11 protein-coding genes are annotated in these 26,023 nt (G+C 31.6%); 3 read left to right on the top strand and 8 right to left on the bottom strand.

Going from position 1 to position 26,023, the window contains the following annotated elements; translation table 11 throughout:
• Positions 1-18 precede the first annotated feature (18 nt).
• From Q0731_RS09575 to recG, 7 genes are all read right to left on the bottom strand, one after another.
• On the bottom strand, positions 19-3,792 hold the full coding sequence (locus tag Q0731_RS09575) for a beta-propeller fold lactonase family protein (protein WP_299063224.1): 3,774 nt from the start codon (positions 3,790-3,792) through the stop codon (positions 19-21).
• 343 nt (positions 3,793-4,135) lie between these two features.
• A complete protein-coding gene (locus Q0731_RS09570) occupies positions 4,136-7,924 on the bottom strand; it encodes a beta-propeller fold lactonase family protein (RefSeq protein ID WP_299063221.1) in 3,789 nt (1,262 codons plus the stop codon).
• Positions 7,925-8,038: 114 nt separating this feature from the next.
• Positions 8,039-11,809, bottom strand: a complete 3,771-nt coding sequence (locus Q0731_RS09565; RefSeq protein ID WP_299063219.1) for a T9SS type A sorting domain-containing protein — start codon at positions 11,807-11,809, stop codon at positions 8,039-8,041.
• Positions 11,810-11,882: 73 nt separating this feature from the next.
• Positions 11,883-12,710: a prolipoprotein diacylglyceryl transferase gene (gene lgt / locus Q0731_RS09560; RefSeq protein ID WP_299063216.1), complete on the bottom strand. Its 828-nt coding sequence runs from the start codon at positions 12,708-12,710 to the stop codon at positions 11,883-11,885.
• A gap of 73 nt (positions 12,711-12,783) precedes the next feature.
• Positions 12,784-13,026: a membrane protein insertion efficiency factor YidD gene (gene yidD, locus Q0731_RS09555; protein WP_299063213.1), complete on the bottom strand. Its 243-nt coding sequence runs from the start codon at positions 13,024-13,026 to the stop codon at positions 12,784-12,786.
• 107 nt (positions 13,027-13,133) lie between these two features.
• Positions 13,134-14,612: a cysteine--tRNA ligase gene (gene cysS, locus Q0731_RS09550; RefSeq protein WP_299063210.1), complete on the bottom strand. Its 1,479-nt coding sequence runs from the start codon at positions 14,610-14,612 to the stop codon at positions 13,134-13,136.
• A 165-nt stretch (positions 14,613-14,777) separates the two neighbouring features.
• Positions 14,778-16,874 carry an ATP-dependent DNA helicase RecG gene (recG, locus tag Q0731_RS09545; RefSeq protein WP_299063208.1) on the bottom strand — a complete coding sequence of 699 codons (2,097 nt, stop codon included), beginning with the start codon at positions 16,872-16,874 and terminating at the stop codon, positions 14,778-14,780.
• Positions 16,875-16,950: 76 nt separating this feature from the next.
• On the opposite strand from recG, the gene Q0731_RS09540 reads away from it, so the two are divergent.
• The 3 genes from Q0731_RS09540 to purL all read left to right on the top strand — a co-directional run bounded on the left by Q0731_RS09540 (position 16,951) and on the right by purL (position 24,317).
• Entirely contained in the window at positions 16,951-18,162 is a 1,212-nt protein-coding gene (locus Q0731_RS09540) for a methyltransferase domain-containing protein (protein WP_299063207.1), read from the top strand.
• Positions 18,163-18,235: 73 nt separating this feature from the next.
• Positions 18,236-20,449 (top strand): endonuclease, encoded by a 2,214-nt coding sequence (locus Q0731_RS09535; protein WP_299063206.1) that lies wholly within the window; start codon positions 18,236-18,238, stop codon positions 20,447-20,449.
• Positions 20,450-20,618: 169 nt separating this feature from the next.
• On the top strand, positions 20,619-24,317 hold the full coding sequence (gene purL, locus Q0731_RS09530; RefSeq protein ID WP_299063203.1) for a phosphoribosylformylglycinamidine synthase: 3,699 nt from the start codon (positions 20,619-20,621) through the stop codon (positions 24,315-24,317).
• Positions 24,318-24,612: 295 nt separating this feature from the next.
• Here the strand turns inward: purL and rimO are convergent, their stop codons facing one another.
• Positions 24,613-25,965: a 30S ribosomal protein S12 methylthiotransferase RimO gene (gene rimO / locus Q0731_RS09525; RefSeq protein WP_299063200.1), complete on the bottom strand. Its 1,353-nt coding sequence runs from the start codon at positions 25,963-25,965 to the stop codon at positions 24,613-24,615.
• Positions 25,966-26,023 lie beyond the last annotated feature (58 nt).

Here is a 26,023-nt window from a genome sequence, read left to right as displayed (position 1 = left end):
GAAACCAATAACAAAAATTTAGTTGATAATAATTTTTTGTGTAATATTTCCTTTTGTACTTTTTGCTTTTACAATATAAATACCTTTCTTAAAATTAGTGGTATTTACTTTTACTTCTGGCTCTTTTAAAGAATTATTATTTATTGTTGCAACATTCTGACCTAATATATTATAAATAGAAACCTGCTCTAACAAATCGTTAGAAGATACCAAAAGTGCCCCCTTAGTATTTAAAATGGTCACTTTTGCAATTGTATTTTCTTGTACACTTAAAGCAACGTCGCTAAATGTTATAAAAAAACGATCATCATAATTACCAGCAATAAGGTTAATTATTACGTCTTGATTTTTAATATTATAATGAACATCTGTAATAGAGTCGTACAAGTAAATATTTGTATTTAAATTTAAGTTTTCTACAATTTTAAAAGTAACGTCTCTGTTTATATCACTTTGAACTGTTAATGGAATTTTAAGAGATGTATCAAAATCTTCTACACCTGTAATTGCATAAGGAAGATCTGTTCCATCTATTTTTAAAGCCATATCTGTAGATTTATAATCCCACATTTCTGCTTCAAATCCATTTTCGTATTCATTTGTAAGACCTCTAAAACCAACTGCTACTTGTCTATGATAAGTATTTCCTTCTAAAGAAAACTCAAAACCAATTCTTAAAACTGGAAAATCGGTAGTCTTTTTTGCAGTTGCTGTTTTACTGAAAAACTCTAGTGAAGTATCAAAATTTCTAATAGCATTGTTAAAAGTAACAGTACCTCCTGTTCCAGAAGCTTCCACAAAAAAAGCTTGACCAATACCAATATATTGATTTGGTGTTTTTGCTCCTATTCCTCCTAATTCTGGTGCAGGAGTACCAAGACCAACAGTTCTTGTTGCATAACCACCTGTATATTCTGATGTTACATGTGAAAAATCAATACCTGATTGATAAAAATGCAAAGTACCTAAAATTGCAGTAGCATTGGCTGTTATAAAAGCATCAGCATCTATAGGAGAAGCATAAGGGTTTCCATAAAGACTATAATTACCGGTACTAATTGTATGCAGGTACTCTCCATCACTTGGCCTACCTACAAATGTATAATTTTGTCCATCTCCATCTCCTGTACTTTTTTTATTAAAACCTTCTCCTGGGTTTAACAAACTTGTGCTTTCATCTAACCTTGTCCAATTATCACTGTTTACAAATTTATTTAACCACCTTGTACTTATTGTTATTGGTGAAGAAGTATCACCATCAAAACCTGAAGTAAAATTAATATCTGGTGGTGTACCTGTAGCTGCTAAAGGAATAGTACCATCTTTTAAAACCCCTTTAATATTATAAGTTACCCCATCTGTTGTTACTGGTGAAGACCAATAACCAGACTGAAAGATATTAGATAAAGAGCCTAATACATCTTTGTATAAATTACCAGAACCAGAAGCATTTTTTACTCCTGTATGAGTTTGTATTAATTGTGCATCGCCTAATAAACGAATATCACCTTCTAACTCTAAAGAATTTGCAACTGTTAACTCAACTCCATCTGCTAAAACAAGCGTTTGTTCACTTTCAACATGCAAACAATCACAATTTGTGTTTGCTGTAATGGTAACATCTCCTTCTACTCTAATTGCTTTTGTTAAATCAATACCTCCATTATCTGGAACACCTGCATTATTTCCTCCTGTCCAAGAAGTTCCATCATATACAATTTGATTATCAGCACATTCTATATAATCAAAACCTAATACGTTTGTATGTGCAACTGCAAAACTTACTGAAGCTGCTGTAGAACTAGTAAAAGCTGCATCTGTAAATGTAAATATTAAATTTACGGCAGCTTCATCTGTATTTAAGTGACTATTTGCTTTACCTGTAAAAGTTAATTGTGCCTCTGTACTAGAATTAAGAGTTAATACAGCTGTTAAACCTTCTGGAACGCCTCCAATAATAACTTCAGTATCAGAAAATACGCCTGAACTTGCAAAAAAAGTATCTCCTGTTAAAGTTATAATTAAAGGCGTAGTTACATCATCAATAGTACCATCATTTGGTGTTTCTGGTAAAATCAATTTTGTAAAATACTGATTCATATCATCTCCACCAGTTCCAGTTATAAAAAACCTAGAACCACTAGGGTTAAAAAGAACATCTGAAATTGTAATTTCTTCAGTATTAATGGAGTATGTATCTGTATTGGTTATGGTACCAGTTGTAACATCAAAACTATTACTTAGAGTAAACTCAGTAATATCATTTCCATTATTTCCTGCTATGTACATTTTATCTCCGGCAACACTAAATGCAATTCCTTGAGGGTCAGATTCAAAGGTAGCTAATGAGTAAAACCCATCAAAATCAGTAGCTAAGTTAGTTAAATCGTAATTGGTAGATAATGAAAATTGATGAATTCTTTCTATTGCTCCTCCTGTTTTATTCCCTAAAACAAATAATTTAGAGCCATCAGCGTTGAAATATAAATCTGTTGGATTATTTTCAGAATTTGTTTCCGTTATACTTATTGAAAAAGGTCCTGATTTGGTAATTGTCGAAGATAAATCAAACGCTGAAGATAATGCATATTTATTAATTTCATCATTTTGAGAACCAATAACGAATAAACTTGTTCCAGTGCTGTTAAATGCTAGTCCTTTTGGTGATGATTCTTCTGTACCTATACTTAAAGTGCTTACTAAAATACCTGTACTAATATCATAAGGCGTAGAAAGGCTTATTTCTGAAACTCTATCCACCGTAGAACCTACTACAAAAAACTTTGTCCCATCTGTATTAAAAACCATTCCATGAGGATTTGGAGCTATTGTTTCAAATATACTTGAAGTAACTAAAGTAATTGTAGATGAAAAATCATAAGCAGTAGATAACGTATAATGTTTAATTTCATCATCTGAATAACCTGCTATATAAAATTTTGTTCCATCATTGTTTATTAAAAGAGCTTCTGGCCTGGCTTCTGATAGAGATGAAGAAACTGTTTTAGTTGTTAAACTTGTTAAATCGTAACCTGTTGCTAAATTATATGTATTTATATCATCACCAGACCTACCTAATACGTATAATTTTGTACCATCACTATTAAACTCAATGGCTCTTGGTTGTGTTTCTTCTCCACTAATATCTAAATCTGCGTCTACTACACCACCAGATGTACTAACATCATAAGCTGTACTCAAACTAAACTCAAAAACTTGATCTGCACTATAATCTACAATAAATAATTTTGTACCATCTGTATTAAATCTAAAACCAGAAAGATCATCACCATGTGTTGTTGTTGGTGCTAAATATGCGTCTATTGCAGCTTTAGCATTAAATACAACAGGAGTATTTGTTGCTGTATCTATACTATTAACATTCCAAGGTATATCTAACACATACTCTGTAATATTATCTCCTACTCCACCTAAAATATACATCTTTGTTCCAATAGCATTAAACATAATGTCCTGAACGTTAGTTTCTTCTGAATAAGCATTAAAGAAACCAACTAATGGACCTTTTGTAGAAATATCATAAGGAATACTTAAATCATATTGAACAACGTGATCATAATTTCCAGAAGTACCTGAACCTACTAAATAAAGTTTAGTACCACTATCACCGAAAATCATACCAGTAGGCTGTGTTTCTTGAGTTGGAACTCCATAATTTCCAATATGAGTTGGAGAAGTTAGGTTATAACTATTAGGATAAGAAAGACTTTGAGCATTTATAGACACATATAAACATGCAAAGACAAATAATAATTTATGTTTAAGTTTCATAGCAAATTAGACTTATTAGAGGTTAACAATAATGTTTGATTCACAAATATACATAAATTATATATTAGAATAATTTATAATAAAAGGATATTAATTCACTAACATCTATTTAAACTTTATATAGCACAGAAAAAATAGAAATAACATCACAATTAGTTAAAAAACTATTTACTTAATAGTAAAGAAAATATATAAACACTTTTAAACTAAACCAACTCTTAAAAAAATTCCATAAAAAAAGCAATATCTATAGTCTTTGTAATGACTGATAAATATTGCTTTTATATTTGAACTAAACTTTTAATTACTAATATAATATAATTAAAAAATTAGTGAATAAAGTTTAATCAATTATAACTTTTTGTGTAAAGTTACCTTTAGAATTTTTAGCTTTTACTATATAAATTCCACTTTTTAAATTAGTTGTATTTACTTTTATTTCTGGTTCTTTTAAAGAATTATTTATTGTTGCAACATTCTGACCTAATATATTGTAAATTGAAACCTGCTCTAACAAATCTTTAGAAGATACTAAAAGTGCTCCATTAGTATTTGAAATGGTTACTTTAGCAATAGTATTTTCTTGCACACTTAAAGCAACATCGCTAAATGTTATAAAAAAACGATCATCATAATTACCTTCAGTAAGACTAATTGTTGCATCTTGAGAAGTAATATCATAATAAGTGTCTGCAGTAGAATCAAACAAGTAAATATTTGTATCTAAACTTAGGTTTTCATCAATTTTAAAAGTTACATCTCTATCAGAATCAGCTTGAACTGCTAATGGAATTTTAAGAGATGTATCAAAATTTCCTATCCCTGTTATGGCATAAGGCAGATCTGTTCCATCTATTTTTAAAGCCATATCTGTAGATTTATAATCCCACATTTCTGCTTCAAATCCATTTTCATAATTATTTGTAAGCCCTCTAAGACCAACAGCTACTTGTCTATGATAAGTATTTCCTTCTAAAGGAAACTCAAAACCAATTCTTAAAACTGGAAAATCAGTAGTCTTTTTTGCAGTTGCTGATTTACTAAAAAATAGTGTTGAAGTATCAAAAACTCTTTGGTCATTGTTAAATGTAACGGTTCCTCCTGAAACAGAAGCTTCTACAAAAAAAGCTTGACCAATACCAATGTTTTGTCCTGGAATTTTACCTCCTCCTCCTAAACCACTTAATTCTGGAGCAATAGCTCCCATACCAATTACTCTTGTTGCATAACCACCTGTATATTCTGATGTTACATGAGAAAAATCAATACCAGCTTGGTAAAAGTATAGCGTTCCTTTGATACTCCCTGCTGTTGTAGCATTGTCAAATAAAAATGTATCTGCATCTATTGGAGACGCATAAGGATTACCATAAAGACTGTAAATACCTGCTCCAAAAGGACTAATATCATACTGGTATTCTCCATCATTTGGTCTACCTACAAAAGTGTAATTTTGTCCTGATCCATTTCCTGTACTTTTTTTATTAAAACCTTCTCCTGGGTTTAATAAACCTGTACTTTCATTTAAACTTTCAAAAGCACTACTATTTACTAATTTAGCAAGCCATCTTGTACTTATTTTTATCGGTGTAGAAGTTTCTCCATCAAAACCAGCTATAAAATTAATATCAGTAATTAAACTGGTAGCTGATAATGGAGTTGTTCCATCTTTTAAAACTCCACTAATAGTATAAGTTACCCCATCTGTTGTTACTGGTGATGACCAATAACCACTTTGAAAAACATTTGTTAAAGAGCCTAATACATCTTTGTATAAATTACCAGAACCAGAAGCATTTTTAACTCCTGAATGGGTTTGTATTAATTGGGCATCTCCCAATAGGCGAATATCTCCTTCTAACTCTAAAGCATTTGCTATTGTTAACTCTACTCCATCTGCAACAACAAGTGTTTGACCACTTTCTATATGTAAACAATCACAATTTGTGTTTGCTGTAATAGTAACATCTCCTTGAACTCTTATTGCTTTTCCTAGGTCTGTAACTCCATTGTCTGGCACTCCTGCATTGTTACCTCCTGCCCAAGAACTTCCATCATATACAATTTGATTGTCTGCACATTCAATGTAGTCAAAATCTAAAAAATTAGTATACCCAATAGCTTGTGAAACATCAGCTGCGTTTAACGATGCAAAAGCTGCATCTGTAAATGTAACAGACAAATTAACTAAGGCTTCATCACTATTTAAATGGCTATTTGCCTTACCTGTAAATGTTAACTGTGCTTGAGTAGCAGAATTAAGGCTTAAAACTGGGGTTAATCCTTCTGGAACGCCTCCAAATGTAACTTCAGTATCAGAAAATAGGCCTGAACTAGCAAAAAAGGATGCTCCTCCTGTCAAAGTAATTATAAAAGGGGTAGTTACATCATCTATTGTACCATCATTAGCTATCGTTTCTGGTAAAACTGTTTTTGTAAAGTACTGGTTCATCTCATCATCTCCAGTACCACAAATAGCAAAACGAGATCCATCATTACTAAAAATAATATCTGTAATGGTGTCTTCTTCATTAAGAATTGAGAAAGTATTTGAATTTGTTATTGTACCAGTTGTTAGGTCAAAATTGTTAGTTAAAGTAAATTCATTAATATCATTACCAGAATCACCAGCTATATACATTTTATTACCTGTTACACTAAAAGCAATTCCTTGAGGAGATGTTTCTCCACTTATACTATAATCTCCATCAAAAGTTACACTACCTGTTGCAGCAGTTAAATCATAGGCTGGTGCTAATGAAAATTGATAAACCTTATCATTACCAGTACCTAAAACAAATAATTTTGTTCCTGTTTCATTGAAATACATATCAGTTGGACTGTTTTCACTTCCTGTAGCAGGAATATTTACAGAAAAATCATCCTCATGCGTAATTGTAGATGATAAATCAAAAGGACCTGTTAAATTATATTGGTTAATCCAATCATTATCATTACCAATTATAAAAAGCTTATCACCTAGACTATTAAATGCTAAACCTCTTGGATTTTTTTGTTTATCAGCAATAGAAAAAGAGGCGATTAAAGTACCTGAACTAATATCATAAGGTGTTGAAAGACTAATTTCTAAAACTCTATCTGAAGTTGAACCAACAACAAACAACTTTGTACCATCAGTATTGAAAACCATTCCTTGAGGGTTTAATTCTAGTGTTGCAAATATTGTTGTAGCATCTGGTGTAGCAGATATAGAACTAAAATCGTAACCTGGAGATAAACTGTATTCTTTTATATCCTGATCTATCAACCCTGCAACATAAACCTTTGTACCTGTATTGTTTATTAGTAATGCTTCTGGGTCATCTTCTGCTGTTAGACTTATTGAAACTGTTTTAGTTGTAAAAGTTGATAAAGAATAACCTGTCATTAAATTGTAAGTATTTACTTCATCATCTTCATGTCCTATAATATATAACTGTGTTCCATCATTATTAAACTCAATAGCTCTTGCTTGGTTTTCTTCTCCACTAATATTCATACTAGCAACTACAAAACCTGCCATAGAAATATCAAAGGCATTTGCTAAAGTTAAATTAAACTGATAAACTCTGTCTGAACTATAATCTACAACAAACAGTCTTGTTCCATCATCATTAAATCTAAAACCAGATAAGTCATCACCTTGGTTTGTTGTTGCTAAGTGTGTATCTACTTTATCTTTTACATCAAAAACAACAGGAATATTAGTTGCTGTATCTATACTACTAATATCCCAAGCTGTGGATACAACGTATTCAGTTATATCATCTCCTGCTCCACCAAGAATATACATTTTTGTTCCTGCAGCGTTAAAAATAACATCTTGAGGATTTGATTCTTCGCCAGAAACATCAAAATAATTTACAATACCACTAATAGTAGATACATCATAAGCTGTACTTAAAGTGTATTGTAATACAAAATCTCCTTCAGAACCTACTGTGTAAAATTTTGTACCACTATCTCCAAAAATCATACCTGTGGGTTTAATTTCTTGTCTAGGGACACCATAATCTCCAATATGAGTTGGTGCATTTAAATTATAACTATTAGGATACGTTAAACTTTGTGCGTTTAATGAGGTTTGTAACAACGTAAACACAAAAGTTACTAGAATATAGTTCTTTTTCATAGGTATTTAAATTTACAAGGGGGAAATGAATAATAATATAAAGTATACAAATATAAGAAAATTATAGTTATATTTTTTTTATATTCAGTAACAAAGTTAAAATATATAGAATAATTATTTTAAAATTATTTTTTTAGTTAAGCTTCCTTTGTTACTATGAATCTTTACAATATAAATACCTTTTTTAAGGTCAGCTGTATTTACTTTTATCTCTGTTTCTTTTGAAGAGTTAGTTACAGTCGCAATATTCTGACCTAGCATATTGTAAATTACAACTTGGTTTAAAATATCTTTTGATGATATTAAAAGTGTTTCTTTTTTATTGAGAATATTAACCTTAGCTAATTCTGGTTTTTGAGTACTTAATACAGGGGCTTTAAAAGTGATGAAAAATCGATCATTATAACTACCAGTAGAAAGGTTAATGATAGCATCTTGAGTAGTAATATTGTAATAATTATCTGTAAGGCTATCGTATAAATAAATATTGCTATTTAAGCTTAAATTTTCATCTATCATAAATGATACATCTCTGTCTGCATCAGTATTAACCTGTAAAGGTATTGTTAAAGAATTATTAAAATCTTCGATACCAACTATAGCATAAGGAAGGTCTCTATTCTTTATTTTTAAAGCCATATCTGTAGCTTTATAGTCTAACATTTGCCCTTCAAAACCATTTTCATAGGCGTCTGTTAACCCTCTAAAAGCTACTGCAACTTGTCTATGATAGGTTGTATTTGCAAAAGGAAACTCAAAGCCAATTCTTAACACAGGAAAACTTGTGGCTTGTTTCTTTGCAACCCTATTTGTTTTACCAAAAAACTGTGTAGAGGCATCAAAACTTCTTTGGTTATTATTAAAAGTAACTGTACCACCACTAGCAGAAGCCTCTACAAAAAAAGCTTGACCAACAGCAATATTTTGACCTGGAGTTCTACCTCCTGGGCCAACACCAATTAATTCTGGAGCAGGAGTTCCTATACCTGAAGTTCTTGTTGCATAACCACCTGTATATTCTGATGTTACGTGAGAAAAATCAATACCTGCCTCATAAAAATGTAAAGCTCCTAAAATACTACCTGCTGTTGTAGCATTGTCAAAAATAAAGGCATCTGCATCTATTGGTGAGGCATAAGGGTTACCATAAAGACTATAAATACCAGAACCAAAAGGACTAATTGTATATTGATATTGGCCTCCATTTGGTTTACCTACAAAAGTATAATTTTGGCCTGCTGGATTTCCTGTGCTTTTTTTATTAAAACCCTCTCCAGGGTTTAACTCTGTATCTTCATCTATTCTTGTCCAATTATCGCTATTTACAAGTTTATTTAACCATCTAGTACTTAATTTAATTGGTGTAGAAGTTTCTCCGTCAAAACCTGTAATAAAATCAATATCAGCAGGGTTTCCTGTTGCAGTTAAGGGAGTAGTACCATCTTTTAAAACACTTGCAATTGTATACGTTAAACCATCTGTTGTTACTGGTGAGGTCCAATAACCAGATTGATACACATTTGAAAGGGATCCTTTAACATCTTTATACAAATTACCAGATCCAGATATGTTTTTTTCCCCTGTATGAGTTTGTATTAACTGTGCATTTCCCAACAAACGAATGTCTCCTTCTAACTCTAAAGAGTTTGCTACTGTTAACTCAACACCATCTGAAATAGTTAAGGTTTGCCCATCTTCTACCTGCAAACAATCGCAATTTGTGTTTGCTGTTATAGTAATATTATCTTCTACTCTAATTCCTTTGGCTAAATCTATAATACTATCATCTGGTACACCAGAATTATTACCACCAGACCAACTTCCATCATACACAATTTCATTGTCTGCACATTCTACATAATCAAAATCTAAAACATCTCCATAACCTACTGCTCCTAAAACCTCTGCAGCATTAGAGCTTGTAAATGCAGCATCTGTAAATGTAAACACTAAATTTGCTGCCAACTCATCACTATTAAGATGACTGTTTGCTTTACCTGTAAATGTTAATTCTGCTTCTGTATTTGAATTCAAGGTAAGAACCGCTGTTAAACCTTCTGGTACATTATCAATAATAACTTCTGAATCTGTAAAAACTCCTGAACTTGCAAAAAAAGTATCTCCTGTTAAAGTAATTATTAATGGGCTTGTATTATCTATTGATCCGTTATTTGAGGCTGAAACTTCATTATATTTTAGTGTGAAATATTCGTTGATATCATTACCCCTATTCCCTGAGATAAAAAACTTAGATCCTGAGGCATTAAATGCTATACCAGAAGGCAAATCATCTTGAGCTGCAATTGAAATATTTTGAACAAAAGTTGGTGTTACCGTTAATAAATCATAAGCAGTATTTAAACTGTATTCATTAATATCATTTCCTCCATTACCAATTACAAAAAGGCTTGTTCCATCATTATTAAAAGACATCCCTAAAGGTGAAGAGTCTTGTGCATTTACTGAAAACCTACCTGTTGGGCCTGAAGAAATATCTGATAAATCATATCCTGGTGTTAATGTATACACAATCACATCATTTACACTAGACATTGTTTGATTTCCTAAAATGAACAACAAGGTCCCATCATCATTAAAAGCAATACTTGTAGGATTATCATCATCTGAAGATATATCATAAACTCCTAAATTTGTGACTGTTGATGTAAGATCATACGCTATTGATAATGAATATTCACTAACTTCATCCTGTGAGGCATCTACTATATAAAATTTTAAACCATCGTTATTAAAAGTCATTCCTCTTGGTTGAGACTCTAATACATTGTAAGCAATATCTAACGTAGCTGTACTTACATCATAAGGAACTGATAGAGAGCTTTGAACAACCCTATTTTGTGAATCTCCTACAACATACATTTTAGTTCCATCATTATTAAATAAAATATCTTGAGGAGCAATTTCAAAAGACTGAATTGGATAGCTGTCTAAATGAGTAACTGTAGATGTAAAATCAAAATTAGTAGATAATGTATACTCATTTACATCATCTCCATTGGATCCAATTATATAAAATTTTGTTCCTAAATTATTAAACAGCATACCTTGAGGTGCTGTTTCTTGGGCTGAGACAGAATAAGTTGATGAAAAAGTTGCGTTAGACAAATCGTATTCATTTCCTGGCGAAAAAGTATAAATATTTACATCATCACCTGATGTACCTAATACGTACATTTCACTACCATCATTATTAAAAATAACTGCCCTTGCATTTAATTCTTGTCCACTAATATCTAATACATTAATAACGCTACTTGTTGTAGAAATATCATAAGCTGTTGTTAAATCAAACTCATATACATTATCTTTATTCCTATCAACAATAAACATTTTTAAGCCATCATTATTAAAAGACATTCCAGTTGGCCTTTGAGCATTGTTTGGATCAGGTAATGCATCAAAGGCAAAAACAGCTGCCTCAAAATTAAAAGTACCATTTAATGAAGCTGAACTAACATCCCAGTTTGTAGACAAACTGTATTCTGTAATATCATTACCTGTATCTCCAGCAATATACATTTTAGAACCACTAGAATTAAATACAATATCTTGTGGTGCTGTTTCTTGACCAGAAACATCAAAAAAAGCATCTATATCATCTATAGTAGATAAATCATATGCTACTGTTAAATTGTGTTGAATTATTACATCTCCACCAGTTCCAGTTGTATAAAACTTAGTTCCAGAATCTCCAAAAGCCATTCCTGAAGGAGCATTTTCAAAAGAAAAAATAGTGGTAGCATCAACAAAATTGGCATTTGCAATTTTAAAAGCATCTGTACCTGAATAAGTTAAACTTTGTGCATAAAGGTTTGTTTGAAGCAGTATGATAAAGCACAGGAAAATCTGAATTTTATTTTTCATAACTAATTGCAGTATTTAGGGGTAAATTAATTATGCAGCAAATATACAAAAAGCTAATTAAATAGTAAAGAGACTACTTAGTTACCTTTCTAAACATAAGCCATATACCTATTAAAACCAAAGGAATACTTAATACTTGCCCTGTGTTTAAAGGGCTAAAAAACCATTCTTGTCCTCTTTGCTGTACTTGTGGTTCTTTAACAAATTCAATTACAAAACGTAAAGACCATAAAACTACTGTAAACAAACCAAATAAATAACCTGTTTGTTTTTTCTTATCTGTTTTCCAGTATAAAAACCACAAAACAAAGAATAATGCTAAATAACTAAAAGCTTCATACAATTGTGTTGGGTGTTTTGCAACAACTTCTCCTTTAGCTTTAAAGATAACGCCAAAATTAGAGCCTGTTTCCTTTCCATAAATTTCTGAATTAAAAAAATTACCAAAACGTATAAAAAACCCAGCCAAAGCAACCATAATTCCCAATCTATCTAAAATAAATAACCAAGGTTTACTTAAATGTTTTTTGGCATAAAAATACATGGCAATAGGAATACCAATTGCAGCTCCATGACTTGCAAAACCAGTAAAACCTGTAAATTTCCATGTACCATTAACTTGTTTAAATGGTAAAAATATTTCTAACAAATGGTTTTGATAATAGTCCCAACTGTAAAAAAACACATCTCCTAAACGCATTCCTATTAGCATAGAAATAAAAACGTACATAAAAATAGTATCTAATTTTTCTACAGGAATTTTATCTTCAATATATATTTTTTTCATGAGATGTAAACCCAACAAAAAAGCTGCTACAAACATTAAACTGTACCAACGAATTACAAAAAAACCTAAATCTATTCCTATGGAAGGATTCCACTCTATTGCTAAAAAACTCATAATCTATTATTCAAGGTTTAAAATTTTGATTTAAAGTCGAAATTGTAAGTTAAAAAAGTCTTACATCTATTCTTTATTCTCTGTTCCCTAATTCTTCAGGTACTGGATCATAACCACTTCCACCCCAAGGATGACAACTAAATATCCTTTTTAAGGCTAACCATCCACCAGAAAATAGACCATGTTTTTGCAAAGCTTCAATTGTATAGTTTGAGCAAGTTGGACTATACCTACAAGTTGCTGGTGTAAATGGCGAAATTGCTGTTTGATAAAAACGAACCAATATTATTAAAGGATATGAAAGTATTTTCTTCATCAATTGAAAAATTAAGAATAAGTTCTCGATACAATTCCGATGAAAAAATCGGAATCACCTAAACTGACATACTCGTAATTCATAATTTTAAATTCGTAATTATTTTTTTAATTGATTAAAAAAGTTGTGCCCTCTTTACCATCTTTCAACTGAATCCCTAAAGCAATCAATTCATCTCTAATTTGGTCTGATAATGCCCAATCTTTATTTTCTCTTGCTTCTTTTCTTAACTTTATTAGTAGCTCTACTACTCCATTAATTTTTTCTGAATTGTCTTGAGAATTTTCATTCATCAGTCCTAAAACATCAAAAACAAATGCATTCATTGTTGATTTTAAAGCTGATAAATCATCCGAAGTTAAACTTGCTTTATTTTCTTTTATTTGATTGATGACTTTGACAGCTTCAAACAAATGTGATATTAAAATAGGCGTATTAAAATCATCATTCATCGCTGTATAACAAGCATCTTTCCATTCTTGCACATTAAAAGTAGATGTTTTGCTTGGTTCTATCTTCTCTAAATAATTAACAGCCTCCATTAATTTAGAATGCCCTTTTTCTGAAGCTTCTAAAGCATCTCCAGAAAAATCTAAAATACTTCTATAATTGGCTTGCATATTAAAGAAACGAACTACAGATGCAGAAAAAGGTTTGGGCAAAATGTTATTTTCTCCTGATAAAATTTCATTAGGTAAAATATAATTTCCAGAAGATTTTGCCATTCTTTGTCCGTTTAAAGACAACATATTTGTGTGCATCCAATAATTTACAGGTGTTACACCAGAACATGTTTTAGATTGTGCAATTTCACATTCGTGATGAGGAAATTTTAAATCCATTCCACCTCCATGAATATCAAAACTTTCGCCTAAATATTTTGTACTCATTACAGAACATTCTAAGTGCCAACCAGGAAAACCATCACTCCAAGGAGAAGGCCAACGCATAATATGCTTTTCATCAGCTTTTTTCCAAAGTGCAAAATCTTGCGGATTTTTCTTATCTGATTGTCCGTCTAAAGTTCTGGTATTGTTTAGTAAATCCTCTACTTTTCTGCCAGAAAGGATTCCGTAATTTTCTTTTTTATTGTATTCATGTACATCAAAATAAACAGACCCATTCACTTCATAAGCAAAACCTTTTTCTATGATTTCTTTAATCATTTCTATTTGCTCTACAATATGCCCTGTTGCAGTTGGCTCTATACTTGGAGGTAAAAAGTTGTAATTTTTTAAAACATCATGAAAATCTACAGTATAACGCTGTACAACTTCCATAGGTTCTATTTGTTCTAAACGTGCTTTTCTGGCAATTTTATCTTCTCCTTCATCAGCATCGTTTTCTAAGTGCCCTGCATCTGTAATATTACGTACATAACGTACTTTATACCCCAAATGCAATAAATAACGATACACCACATCAAAAAACATAAATGTTCTTACGTTTCCTAAATGTGCGTTGCTATATACTGTTGGTCCACAAACGTACATACCTACATAACCATCTGTTATCGTTTTAAAATTCTCTTTCTTTTTGGTTAAAGAGTTATATACTTTTAATTGATTTTCTTTGTACAATTCCATTAAATAAGTGACTATTAACAACCGATAAAGATAGGTACTTTTATAAGAATAGAGAAATTGAATTTGCTAGAAATTTACCAAAGCCAAAAGTTGTTTATAAAACAAATAATTGTTCTTTTTTTTTCAGACAAATGTCTTTGTTAGTATATGTTATAACAAAAAAAACTAACTAATATTACTCCATATTTTAGAATTCTTAGACACCTCTAAATATGTTTTTTTAATATTTAAATTCTCTGGTTTTGATAAATCACTATCTTCTTGTAAAACAGCAATGGCAGTATTTCTTGCAGCTACTAAAATTTTAGAATCTTTAACAACATCAGCAATTTTTAGGTTTAAAACCCCACTTTGTTGCGTTCCCATTAAGTTTCCTGGTCCACGTAATTTTAAATCAACCTCAGCAATTTTAAAACCATCGGTAGTTTCTACCATTGTTTTAAGTCTTGTTTTTCCTTCTTCAGATAATTTATAGCTAGACAATAAAATACAGTAACTTTGGTCTGCTCCCCTACCAACTCGCCCTCTTAATTGGTGTAATTGCGAAAGTCCAAAACGTTCTGCACTTTCAATAATCATAACACTTGCATTGGGCACATTTACACCAACTTCTATTACAGTGGTTGCTACCATAATTTGCGTTTCTCCTTTTACAAAACGCTGCATTTCATGTTCTTTATCTGCAGGTTTCATTTGACCATGCACAATACTTATTTGATATTTTGGACTAGGAAAATCGCGTGCAATACTTTCATATCCATCCATTAAATCTTTATAATCCATCGCTTCAGATTCTTGAATTAATGGATATACAATGTACACTTGTCTGCCTTTATCTATTTCATCTCTCATAAACTTAAAAACAGACAAACGATTGCTATCAAATCGATGCACTGTTTTTACTTCCTTTCTTCCTGGTGGTAATTCATCAATTACAGAAACATCCAAATCACCATAAACAGACATTGCCAAAGTTCTTGGTATTGGAGTGGCTGTCATTACCAAAATATGAGGAGGCAAAGAGTTTTTAGACCATAATTTAGCTCTTTGAGCAACACCAAATCGATGCTGTTCATCAATAATGGCTACACCAAGGTTTTTAAACTTCACTTTATCCTCTAAAAGGGCATGTGTACCTATTAGTATATGTAATGTACCGTCTTCTAAATTTTGATGAATTTCTCTTCTTTTTTTTGTTCTAACTGACCCTGTTAATAAATCTACATTTACCTCCATATCTACCAACAATTCAGATATTGCATGATAATGTTGTGTTGCTAAAATTTCTGTTGGTGCCATTATTGTAGCCTGAAAACCGTTATCAATAGCCAAAAGCATGGTTAATAAAGCTACAATTGTTTTGCCAGAACCAACATCACCTTGTAACAGACGATTCATGTGTGCATTAGAAGCCACATCTTTTCTAATTTCTTTCAACACTCTTTTTTGAGCATTTGTTAGCTCGAATGGAAGTTTTTCTGAATAAAACTGATTAAAAACAGCACCTACATTTTCAAAAACAAATCCTTTTATTTTTGTTTTATTGATAAGCTTCTTTCGTAATAATTGCAACTGAATAAAAAACAACTCTTCAAACTTTAAACGATTCTGAGCTTTTGCTAAGTTTTCTTGACTTTTTGGAAAATGAGCATTTAACAAAGCTTCTCGTTTTCCCATCAATTTAAAATCATTAATAATTTCTTGAGATAAACTTTCTTCAATAACTTCAAAAAATTGTTGTAATAAATTCTGAATATAGGTTCGCATCATTTTATTAGAAACCCCAGAATTTGTGAGTTTTTCTGTTGATGGATACACAGGCTGCATCTTCGTTTGTAACTTTTTCTTGTATTCTGTAACCAATTCTAATTCTGGGTGAGGAATACTAAAATTACCATTATAATGATTTAGTTTACCATAAACTACATAAGGTTCATTTATTTTCAATGAATCTTTGATCCATTTTTGACCTTTAAACCAAACCAATTCCATAGAACCTGTAGCATCTTGAAAAGTTGCTACTAACCTACTCCCTCTTTTTTGTGCAACCGATTTTACACGAGTAATTTTACCTACAATTTGTACTTCTGATGTATTTGGCTGTAAATCTTTTATGGCATAAAAAGCGGTTTTATCAATATATCTAAAAGGAAAAAAATTTAATAAATCATTACATGTTTTTATACCTAATTCTGTATACAAAAGCGTTGCTCTTTGTACACTAATTCCTTTTATATATGTAATTGGATAGCTTAAATTCAAATGATAAATTTATGAATAACGAAAATACAAAATACCTTTTATTTAATGTACCTTTGCCCATTATTATTAGAAAAAAATGAGATTACACAGAAACTTAACTTTTGCTGTTATAGATAGTATTAGAGATATATTTAACGAAGGTGTTTATGCCGATAAAGCTGTAGAAAAAGCCCTTAAAAGAGACAAACGTTGGGGTGCAAGAGACCGTAAATTTGTTGCAGAGACCATCTATGAAATTGTACGTTGGAATAGATTATACGCAGAAATAGCTGAGGTTAAAGTACCTTTTGATAGAGATAATATTTGGAGACTATTTTCTGTTTGGTGTATTTTAAGAGGGATTCCTTTACCAGATTGGAACCAAATTGGCAATGTACCAGAAAGAAAAATTAAAGGGCGTTTTGCTGAATTGTCTAAAACAAGAAAATACAGAGAATCGATACCAGATTGGATGGATGAAATGTGTATTGCAGAATTAGGCGAAGAAATTTGGACAAAAGAAATTGCTGCTTTAAACGAGCAAGCAAAAGTAATTTTAAGAACCAATACCTTAAATATTACAAGAGGTGTTCTTCAAAAGAAATTAAAAGCAGAAGATGTGATTACAGAACCTGTACCAAATCATCCAGATGCTTTAATTTTGCCAGAAAGAGCCAATGTTTTTAAAACAGAAGCTTTTCATAATGGTTATTTTGAGGTGCAAGATGCGTCTTCTCAATTGGTTGCTGCTTATTTAGATGTAAAACCAGGTATGAAAGTAGTAGATACTTGTGCAGGAGCTGGAGGAAAAACATTGCATTTAGCTTCTTTAATGGAAAATAAAGGGCAAATTATTGCCATGGATATTTACGAAAGCAAACTCCGTAAATTAAAAGTAAGAGCCAAAAGAAACAAAGTACATAATATAGATATGCGTGTGATTGATTCTACCAAACCTATTAAAAAATTGCATGGTAAGGCAGATCGTGTTTTAATAGATGCCCCTTGTTCTGGTTTGGGCGTTATTCGTAGAAATCCAGATTCTAAATGGAAATTGCAACCAGAATTTATAGATAACATCAAAAAAGTACAACAAGATGTGTTGCAACAATATTCTAAAATGGTAAAACCAGGAGGAAAAATGGTGTATGCAACTTGTTCTGTTTTACCTTCAGAAAATCAAGATCAAGTTCATACGTTTTTAGCTTCAGAAGCTGGTAAAGACTTTACCTTTGTTTCTGATAAAAAAGTATTGGCTCATATTTCTGGTTTCGATGGTTTTTACATGGCGTTGTTAGAAAAAAAATAAACACCCTAATCTATTAATTATGATATTTTAATGTTATAAAAATGTTTTATTTTTACTAAAAAGAACTCCCCCTATGAAGCTTATTTTTAATTTATTCTTTTTTATAACAACTCTTTTAACTTACAGTCAAGAGTCTTATTACAACGATGTTGATAAAACATTAACTGGCTTAGCTCTAAAAGAAGCCTTGGCTACAAAAATAATAGCAACTCATACCAATATTTTAGAATACACAAGTAGCAATGCTGATGTTTGGGATGCTTGCATTGCAACAGATATAAACCCTGAGAATAGTAATGAAATAATTTTATATTATGGTTGGGAAAATGTTACAGACACAGACATTACCAATGATAGAACTAGGGACATCAACCTGCAAGATGCTGGAGGAGGGAGTGCTTTTGTTTGGAATAGAGAGCATGTTTTTCCTAAATCTTTAGCAAACCCAGTTTTAAACACAGACGTTCCTGGTCCTGCAACAGATGCTCACCATTTAAGAGCAGCAGACAGAACTCGTAACTCCACAAGAAACAATAGAAAATACGGAAGTGGAATTGGGAACTCTAACTTTTCTTCTGATACTTTTGCAGGTTTAAGTGGTGCAAATACAAATGCTTGGTATCCTGGAGATGAATGGAAAGGCGATGCAGCTCGAATGATAATGTATATGTACTTGCGTTATGGAGATGTTTGTTTACCAACCGCTGTTGGAGTTGGTAGTACTGAGTTTACTCCTGATGATATGATTGATTTATTTTTAAATTGGAATGCAGAAGACCCCGTTTCTCAAATTGAAAAAGATAGAAATACATATCATGAAAACACCTCAAATTTTGCTGCTCAAGGCAATAGAAATCCTTTCATAGACAACCCTTATTTAGCAACAAGAATTTGGGGCGGAATTTCTGCAGAAGATAGATGGGGAATTTATACAAGCAGTGATACTGAAGCTCCTTCTACTCCAACAAACGTTACTTTAAGCAATATAAAACTTACTTCTATTGATATTTCTTGGACAGCAGCTACTGATAATATTGAAGTTTCTGGCTATAACATTTATGTAAATGATATTTTAACAGCACAAACATCTAATAAAACAAATACTACAATAACTAATCTAAAAACAAATACTAATTATACTTTTAGAGTTGTTGCAAAAGATATCATCAATAATTTATCCGCTCCAAGTATTGCTATAAATGGAAAAACATTACAAGATACAGAAGCTCCAACAATACCAACTAATCTTTTAATTAGTAACATTTCCGACTCTTCTTTTAAAGTGAGTTGGTCTGTTTCTACTGATAATAATGCAATTGCAGGCTATGAAATTTTTATTGACGATAATTTAATTGCTACTACTACAAATATTTTTTACACAGTTACAGGTTTAGAAACCTCAACCAATTATGCTGTGCAAGTTTTAGCAAAAGATGTAGACAATAACAAATCTGCTAAAAGTACAACTATAAACGTAACAACTACAGATGGTACTTCTAACGGAGTTATAGAACTATTTATTTCTGAATATACTGAGCCAGATGGAGGAAATAATAAAGCCATAGAAATTGTAAATTTATCTAGCACTACCATTAACTTATCAGGCTATTCTATTCAAAAATTTACCTCTAGTGGTTGGTTTTGGACAGATGATTTACCTCTTGATAAATCAGATTTTTTAGTAGATCCTTCTAAAAACAGTATTGTTCCAAATGATGTATTTGTAATTATTCATGCAGGTTCTGCTGAACAAGAATTAATAGACAATGCGGATTTAAAAGTACCTAGTAGAGCAAATGCTCCTTATAAATTTGCTTCGCCAATGAATTTTAATGGTGATGACCCAATAGGATTGTTTAAAAATGGTGTATTGATAGATGTTATTGGTGATGTTACAAATACATCAAAACACATTGCTAATAAAACATATCGAAGAAAAAGTAACATTTCTGTACCAAATTCAACATTTACTTTAAATGAATGGGATGTTTTACCTAAAAATACTTTTGACGGAATTGGTAATCACACATCAACCTTAAGTACAAAGACTAATGTTTTTGAATCTTTTAAAATGTTTCCAAACCCCACAAATAGAAATAGACTTTTTTTTAGTACAACAGAAAATGCAAATATTACTATTTATACTATTTTAGGGAAGTTGATTCAAACATCAAAAATTACAAAAAGTAAAAATAATATTGATATTTCTAAACTACCTAAAGGAGTTTATTTATTAAAAACAGCTAGTAACAAGCAAATGATTACCAAAAAATTAATCAAAATATAAAGATGATTTTTTTTAAAAATTGACAAAAAAAGGCGAATATTTATTTATTCGTCTTTTTAGTTTATAAATAAGTGAATAACTCTAAAATTTCAATTCAATTAATAGAAACTATTAAATTGAAAAAAAGTAAATTTGCATTTTTACAATAACAAGTAAACACAACACAAAAATGATTCATTTCTTTGGAAACAAAAACAGTAAAGTATTTGCTGTTCAAACTACAAAAGAATTAAACGCAACAACAATTTCTAAACTGACTTGGTTATTTGCAGATCAACCTAAAATAGAAGAATCATCAATCGATGCTTTTTTTATTGGCCCAAGAGCAGCAATGATTACTCCTTGGAGTACAAATGCCGTAGAAATTACTCAGAATATGGGAATCAAGGACATCATCAGAATTGAAGAATTTGTTGCTTCAACAGAAGATTTTACTGATTTTGACCCAATGATCTCTGAGAAATATAACAGTTTGCATCAAGAATCATTTACAATAAATATAAAACCCGAAGCAATTTTAGATATTGAAGATATTGCTGCATTCAATAATCAAGAAGGTTTGTCTTTAAGTGATGAAGAAGTTGATTATTTAGAAGGTGTTGCTGATAAAATTGGAAGAAAGTTAACAGATTCTGAAGTTTTTGGTTTTAGCCAAGTAAACTCAGAACACTGTCGTCATAAAATATTTGGAGGAACCTTTGTAATTGATGGAAAAGAGCAACCTACCTCTCTTTTTAACATGATTAAAGAAACCTCTAAACAATTCCCTAATGATATTGTTTCTGCATATAAAGATAATGTTGCGTTTGTAAAAGGTCCAAAAGTGGAACAATTTGCTCCTAAAACAGCAGACAAACCAGACTATTACACCACAGAAAACTATGAATCTGTAATTTCTTTAAAAGCAGAAACGCATAATTTCCCTACAACAGTTGAGCCTTTTAACGGTGCTGCAACAGGTTCTGGAGGAGAAATTAGAGATAGACTTGCTGGAGGAAAAGGTTCTTTGCCTTTAGCAGGAACAGCAGTGTATATGACTTCTTATTCAAGATTAGAAGCCGATTCTAATTCAGCTAAAGACCAGAGATACTGGGAACATAAATTTGAAGCAAGAGATTGGTTATACCAAACGCCAATGGATATTTTAATAAAAGCATCTAATGGTGCATCAGACTTTGGTAACAAATTTGGGCAACCCTTAATTACAGGTTCTGTATTAACTTTTGAGCATAAAGAAAACTCTTCTGTAAGTGATTCTCCTGCAAGGAAACTTGGTTTCGATAAAGTAATTATGCAAGCTGGAGGAATTGGTTATGGAAAAGCAGACCAAGCATTAAAAGACACCCCAAAAAAAGGCGATAAAATTGTAATTTTGGGTGGAGAAAATTATAGAATTGGAATGGGTGGAGCTGCTGTTTCATCTGCAGATACTGGTGCATTAGATTCAGGAATTGAATTAAACGCAGTACAACGTTCTAATCCAGAAATGCAAAAACGTGCTGCAAATGCAGTTCGTGGAATGGTAGAAAGTGAAGAAAACTTTATTGTTTCTATTCACGATCATGGAGCTGGAGGACATTTGAATTGTTTATCTGAATTGGTAGAAGATACAGGAGGTAAAATCAATTTAGATAAATTACCTGTTGGTGACCCGACTTTATCAGCAAAAGAAATTATTGGTAACGAATCTCAAGAAAGAATGGGATTGGTTATTGCTGATAAACATTTAGAAACTTTACACAAAATTGCAGACAGAGAACGCTCTCCTATCTATGATGTTGGGGAAGTTACTAATGATCATCGTTTTACTTTTGAGTCTGAAAAAACTGGAGATAAACCAATGGATTTAGCTTTAGAAGATATGTTTGGTTCGTCGCCAAAAACAATTATGACCGACAAAACTGTCATCAGAAATTATAAAAATTCTAGATATAAAGTTAAAAATTTAAAAAACTATTTAACGCAAGTTTTACAGTTAGAAGCTGTTGCTTGTAAAGATTGGTTAACAAATAAAGTAGACAGATGTGTTGGAGGTAAAGTTGCCAAACAACAGTGTGTTGGACCTTTACAAATTCCGTTGAACAATGTTGGAGTGATGGCATTAGATTTTAACGGAAAAGAAGGTGTTGCAACTTCAATTGGGCACGCTCCTATTGCTGCATTAATTAACCCAGAAGCAGGAAGTAGAAATGCAATTACAGAATCTCTTACCAACTTAATTTGGGCACCTTTAAAAGACAATTTAAAATCCGTTTCTTTATCAGCAAACTGGATGTGGCCTTGTAAAAATGAAGGAGAAGATGCTCGTTTATACAAAGCTGTAAAAGCAGTTTCTGAATTTTCTATTGGTTTAGGAATCAATGTTCCTACAGGGAAAGATTCTTTATCAATGAAACAAAAATATCCTGATGGAGATGTTATTGCTCCAGGAACTGTAATTATTTCTGCTGCTGGTAACTGTAACGCAATTACTAAAGTTGTTGAGCCTCTTTTACAGGTTGATGGAGGAAATATCTATTACATTAATATTTCTCAAGATGATTTTAAATTAGGAGGAAGTTCTTTTCATCAAGTTTTAAATACCATTGGAAATGAAGCCCCTGATGTTACAAATGTAGCTTTTGTAAAAAATACATTTGATACTATTCAGAATTTAATTAAAGATGATAAAATTGTTGCAGGACATGATGTTGCTTCTGGTGGATTGATTACCACTTTATTAGAAATGTGTTTTGCTGATGTAAACTTAGGTGCAGATTTTGATATTTCTTCTTTAAATGAAGAAGATGCTATAAAAGTATTGTTCTCAGAAAATTCAGGAATTGTTTTTCAAGCTGATGCTGCTGTAGAAAGTATTTTATCAGAAAATAAAATTGAATTTTTTACTATTGGTACTGCAAATAATTCAGGAACTGTAAACATTAAAAACAACGAAGAAAGTTTCTCTTTTGATGTAACTGAAATGAGAGATGTTTGGTATAAAACTTCTTTTTTATTAGATAGTAAACAAACTGCTAATAATTTAGCTCAAGACCGTTATGATAATTATAAAAAGCAGCCTTTAACCTATAAATTCCCAGAAAATTTTACTGGTAAACTTCCTAAAATTGGAAAAGAAAAGCCAAAAGCAGCAATTATACGTGAAAAAGGTTCTAACTCAGAACGTGAAATGGCAAATGCTATGTATTTAGCTGGTTTTGATGTGAAAGATGTACACATGACCGATTTAATTTCTGGTCGTGAAACGTTAGAGGATATTCAGTTTATTGGTGCTGTTGGAGGGTTTTCTAACTCAGATGTTTTAGGTTCTGCTAAAGGTTGGGCAGGTGCATTTAAGTACAATGAAAAAGCAAATACTGCTTTAAAGAATTTCTTTAAAAGAGAAGATACATTGTCTGTTGGTATTTGTAATGGTTGCCAACTTTGGATGGAATTAGAACTCATAAACCCAGAACATAAAGTGCATGGAAAAATGCATCATAATGATTCTAAAAAGCACGAAAGTTCTTTTACTTCTGTAAAAATTCAGGAGAATAACTCTGTAATGTTAAGCTCTTTAGCAGGCACAGAATTAGGCGTTTGGATTTCTCATGGAGAAGGAAAGTTCCACTTACCAGAAGCAGAAGAAAACTATAATATTGTTGCCAAATATGGTTATGAAGGCTACCCAAATAACCCAAATGGTTCTGATTTTAATACTGCTATGATGACAGATAAATCTGGTAGGCATTTAGTTACTATGCCACATATTGAGCGTTCTACTTTTCAGTGGAATTGGGCAAATTACCCAGCAGGAAGAAAAGATGAAGTTACTCCTTGGTTAGAAGCTTTTGTAAATGCTAAAAACTGGATTGAGAATAAAAAATAAGAAAGTATATTTTCTAGACCTCACAGGTTTTTAAAACCTGTGAGGTCTTATAACATTTAATAAAAAGCAGCTTTTAGGAAATTCTAAAAGCTGCTTTGCGTTAGGGATTGAACGACCTGTTTGAGCTCTCACGCTTTTTAGCGTGAAGCGAGTAGTGAAAGCCCGACCTTTAGGGAACGCCCAAATAATTAGCAGTTAGCAGTTAGCAGTTAGCAGTTAGCAGTTAGCAGTTAGCAGTTAGCAGTTAGCAAAAGTAAAATTTTGAATTTAATACCTTGCAGGAACTTTGTAATCATTATTTCCTTTTTTGATGTAACGGAATTGGTTTTTCTTGCTTTTTAACAGGTGTTCCATACAAATCGTAATCTCCTGCTTCGTGTATTTTCACATCAATAAACTCCCCTATTTTAATATAATGTTCTTTAGCATCTACTAAAACATCATTGTCTACATCTGGCGAATCAGATTCTGTACGTCCGTAGAAAAACTCTCCGTCTTTTCTATCGAACAAACATTTAAAAGTCTTCCCTATTTTAGCTTGATTCAATTCCCAAGAAATTTGAGACTGCACTTCCATAATTTCATTGACTCTTTGAAACTTAACCTCTGCAGGCACATCATCTTCTAAAACATAAGCTCCTGTATTTTCTTCGTGTGAATATTCAAAAGCACCCAAACGTTCAAAACGCATTTCTTCTACCCAATCTTTTAGTTCTTGAAACATGGCTTCTGTTTCTCCAGGATACCCAACAATTAAAGTAGTTCTAATTGCCATTTCTGGCACAGCTTCTCTAAATTTATGAATTAAAGCAGTTGTTTTTTCGTGTGTTGTTCCTCTTTTCATCGATTTTAACAACTCAGTATTAATGTGTTGTAACGGAATGTCTAAATAATTACACACTTTTGGCTCGCGTTTCATTACCTCCAAAACATCCATTGGAAAACCTGTAGGAAACGCATAATGCATTCTAATCCACTCAATTCCATCTACTTTTGCCAATGCTTCTAATAAATCTGCCAAAGCACGTTTTTTGTAAATATCTAACCCATAGTAAGTTAAATCTTGTGCAATTAGCATTATTTCTTTAATTCCTTTTGCTGCTAATTTTGTGGCTTCTATCACAATATCTTCTATAGGTGTAGAAACGTGTTTTCCACGCATTAAAGGGATTGCACAAAAAGAACAAGGTCTGTCACAACCTTCTGCAATTTTTAAATAAGCGTAATGTTTTGGTGTTGTTGTTAAACGTTCTCCAATTAATTCGTGCTTATAATCTGCTTCTAAAGCTTGTAATAAATTTGGTAAATCATGCGTACCAAAATATTGATCTACGTTTGTAATTTCTGCTTCTAAATCTGGTTTGTAACGTTCACTTAAACAACCAGAAACAAAAACTTTATCAATTTTTCCTGCTTCTTTTCTTTTTGCATAATGCAAAATAGTATCGATAGATTCTTCTTTGGCTTTACCAATAAAACCACATGTATTAATTACAACAATATTTCCATCATCTTCTGGGTCTTCATGTACAACCTCTTTACCATTGGCTTTTAACTGTCCCATTAAAACTTCACTATCATAAACGTTTTTAGAGCAACCTAAAGTAACTACGTTTATTTTATTTTTTTTGATGGTTTTTGTACGCATTTTTATATCGATTTAAGCGATTGCAAAGATACATAATGATTATTGATTACCTATTTTT

Origin of the sequence: uncultured Polaribacter sp. (assembly GCF_947497695.1) — a bacterium.
Taxonomy (GTDB): Bacteria; Bacteroidota; Bacteroidia; order Flavobacteriales; family Flavobacteriaceae; genus Polaribacter.
Note: the sequence above shows the minus strand (reverse complement) of the source record. Positions and strands in the feature narration are given on the sequence as shown.

Coding starts and splice junctions, on each gene's coding strand:
- Q0731_RS09535 (WP_299063206.1), top strand. CDS start 18,236: ATGAAGCTTATTTTTAATTTATTCTTTTTTATAACAACTCTTTTAACT.
- Q0731_RS09540 (WP_299063207.1), top strand. CDS start 16,951: ATGAGATTACACAGAAACTTAACTTTTGCTGTTATAGATAGTATTAGA.
- cysS (WP_299063210.1), bottom strand. CDS start 14,612: ATGGAATTGTACAAAGAAAATCAATTAAAAGTATATAACTCTTTAACC.
- lgt (WP_299063216.1), bottom strand. CDS start 12,710: ATGAGTTTTTTAGCAATAGAGTGGAATCCTTCCATAGGAATAGATTTA.
- yidD (WP_299063213.1), bottom strand. CDS start 13,026: ATGAAGAAAATACTTTCATATCCTTTAATAATATTGGTTCGTTTTTAT.
- Q0731_RS09575 (WP_299063224.1), bottom strand. CDS start 3,792: ATGAAACTTAAACATAAATTATTATTTGTCTTTGCATGTTTATATGTG.
- purL (WP_299063203.1), top strand. CDS start 20,619: ATGATTCATTTCTTTGGAAACAAAAACAGTAAAGTATTTGCTGTTCAA.
- Q0731_RS09565 (WP_299063219.1), bottom strand. CDS start 11,809: ATGAAAAATAAAATTCAGATTTTCCTGTGCTTTATCATACTGCTTCAA.
- rimO (WP_299063200.1), bottom strand. CDS start 25,965: ATGCGTACAAAAACCATCAAAAAAAATAAAATAAACGTAGTTACTTTA.
- Q0731_RS09570 (WP_299063221.1), bottom strand. CDS start 7,924: ATGAAAAAGAACTATATTCTAGTAACTTTTGTGTTTACGTTGTTACAA.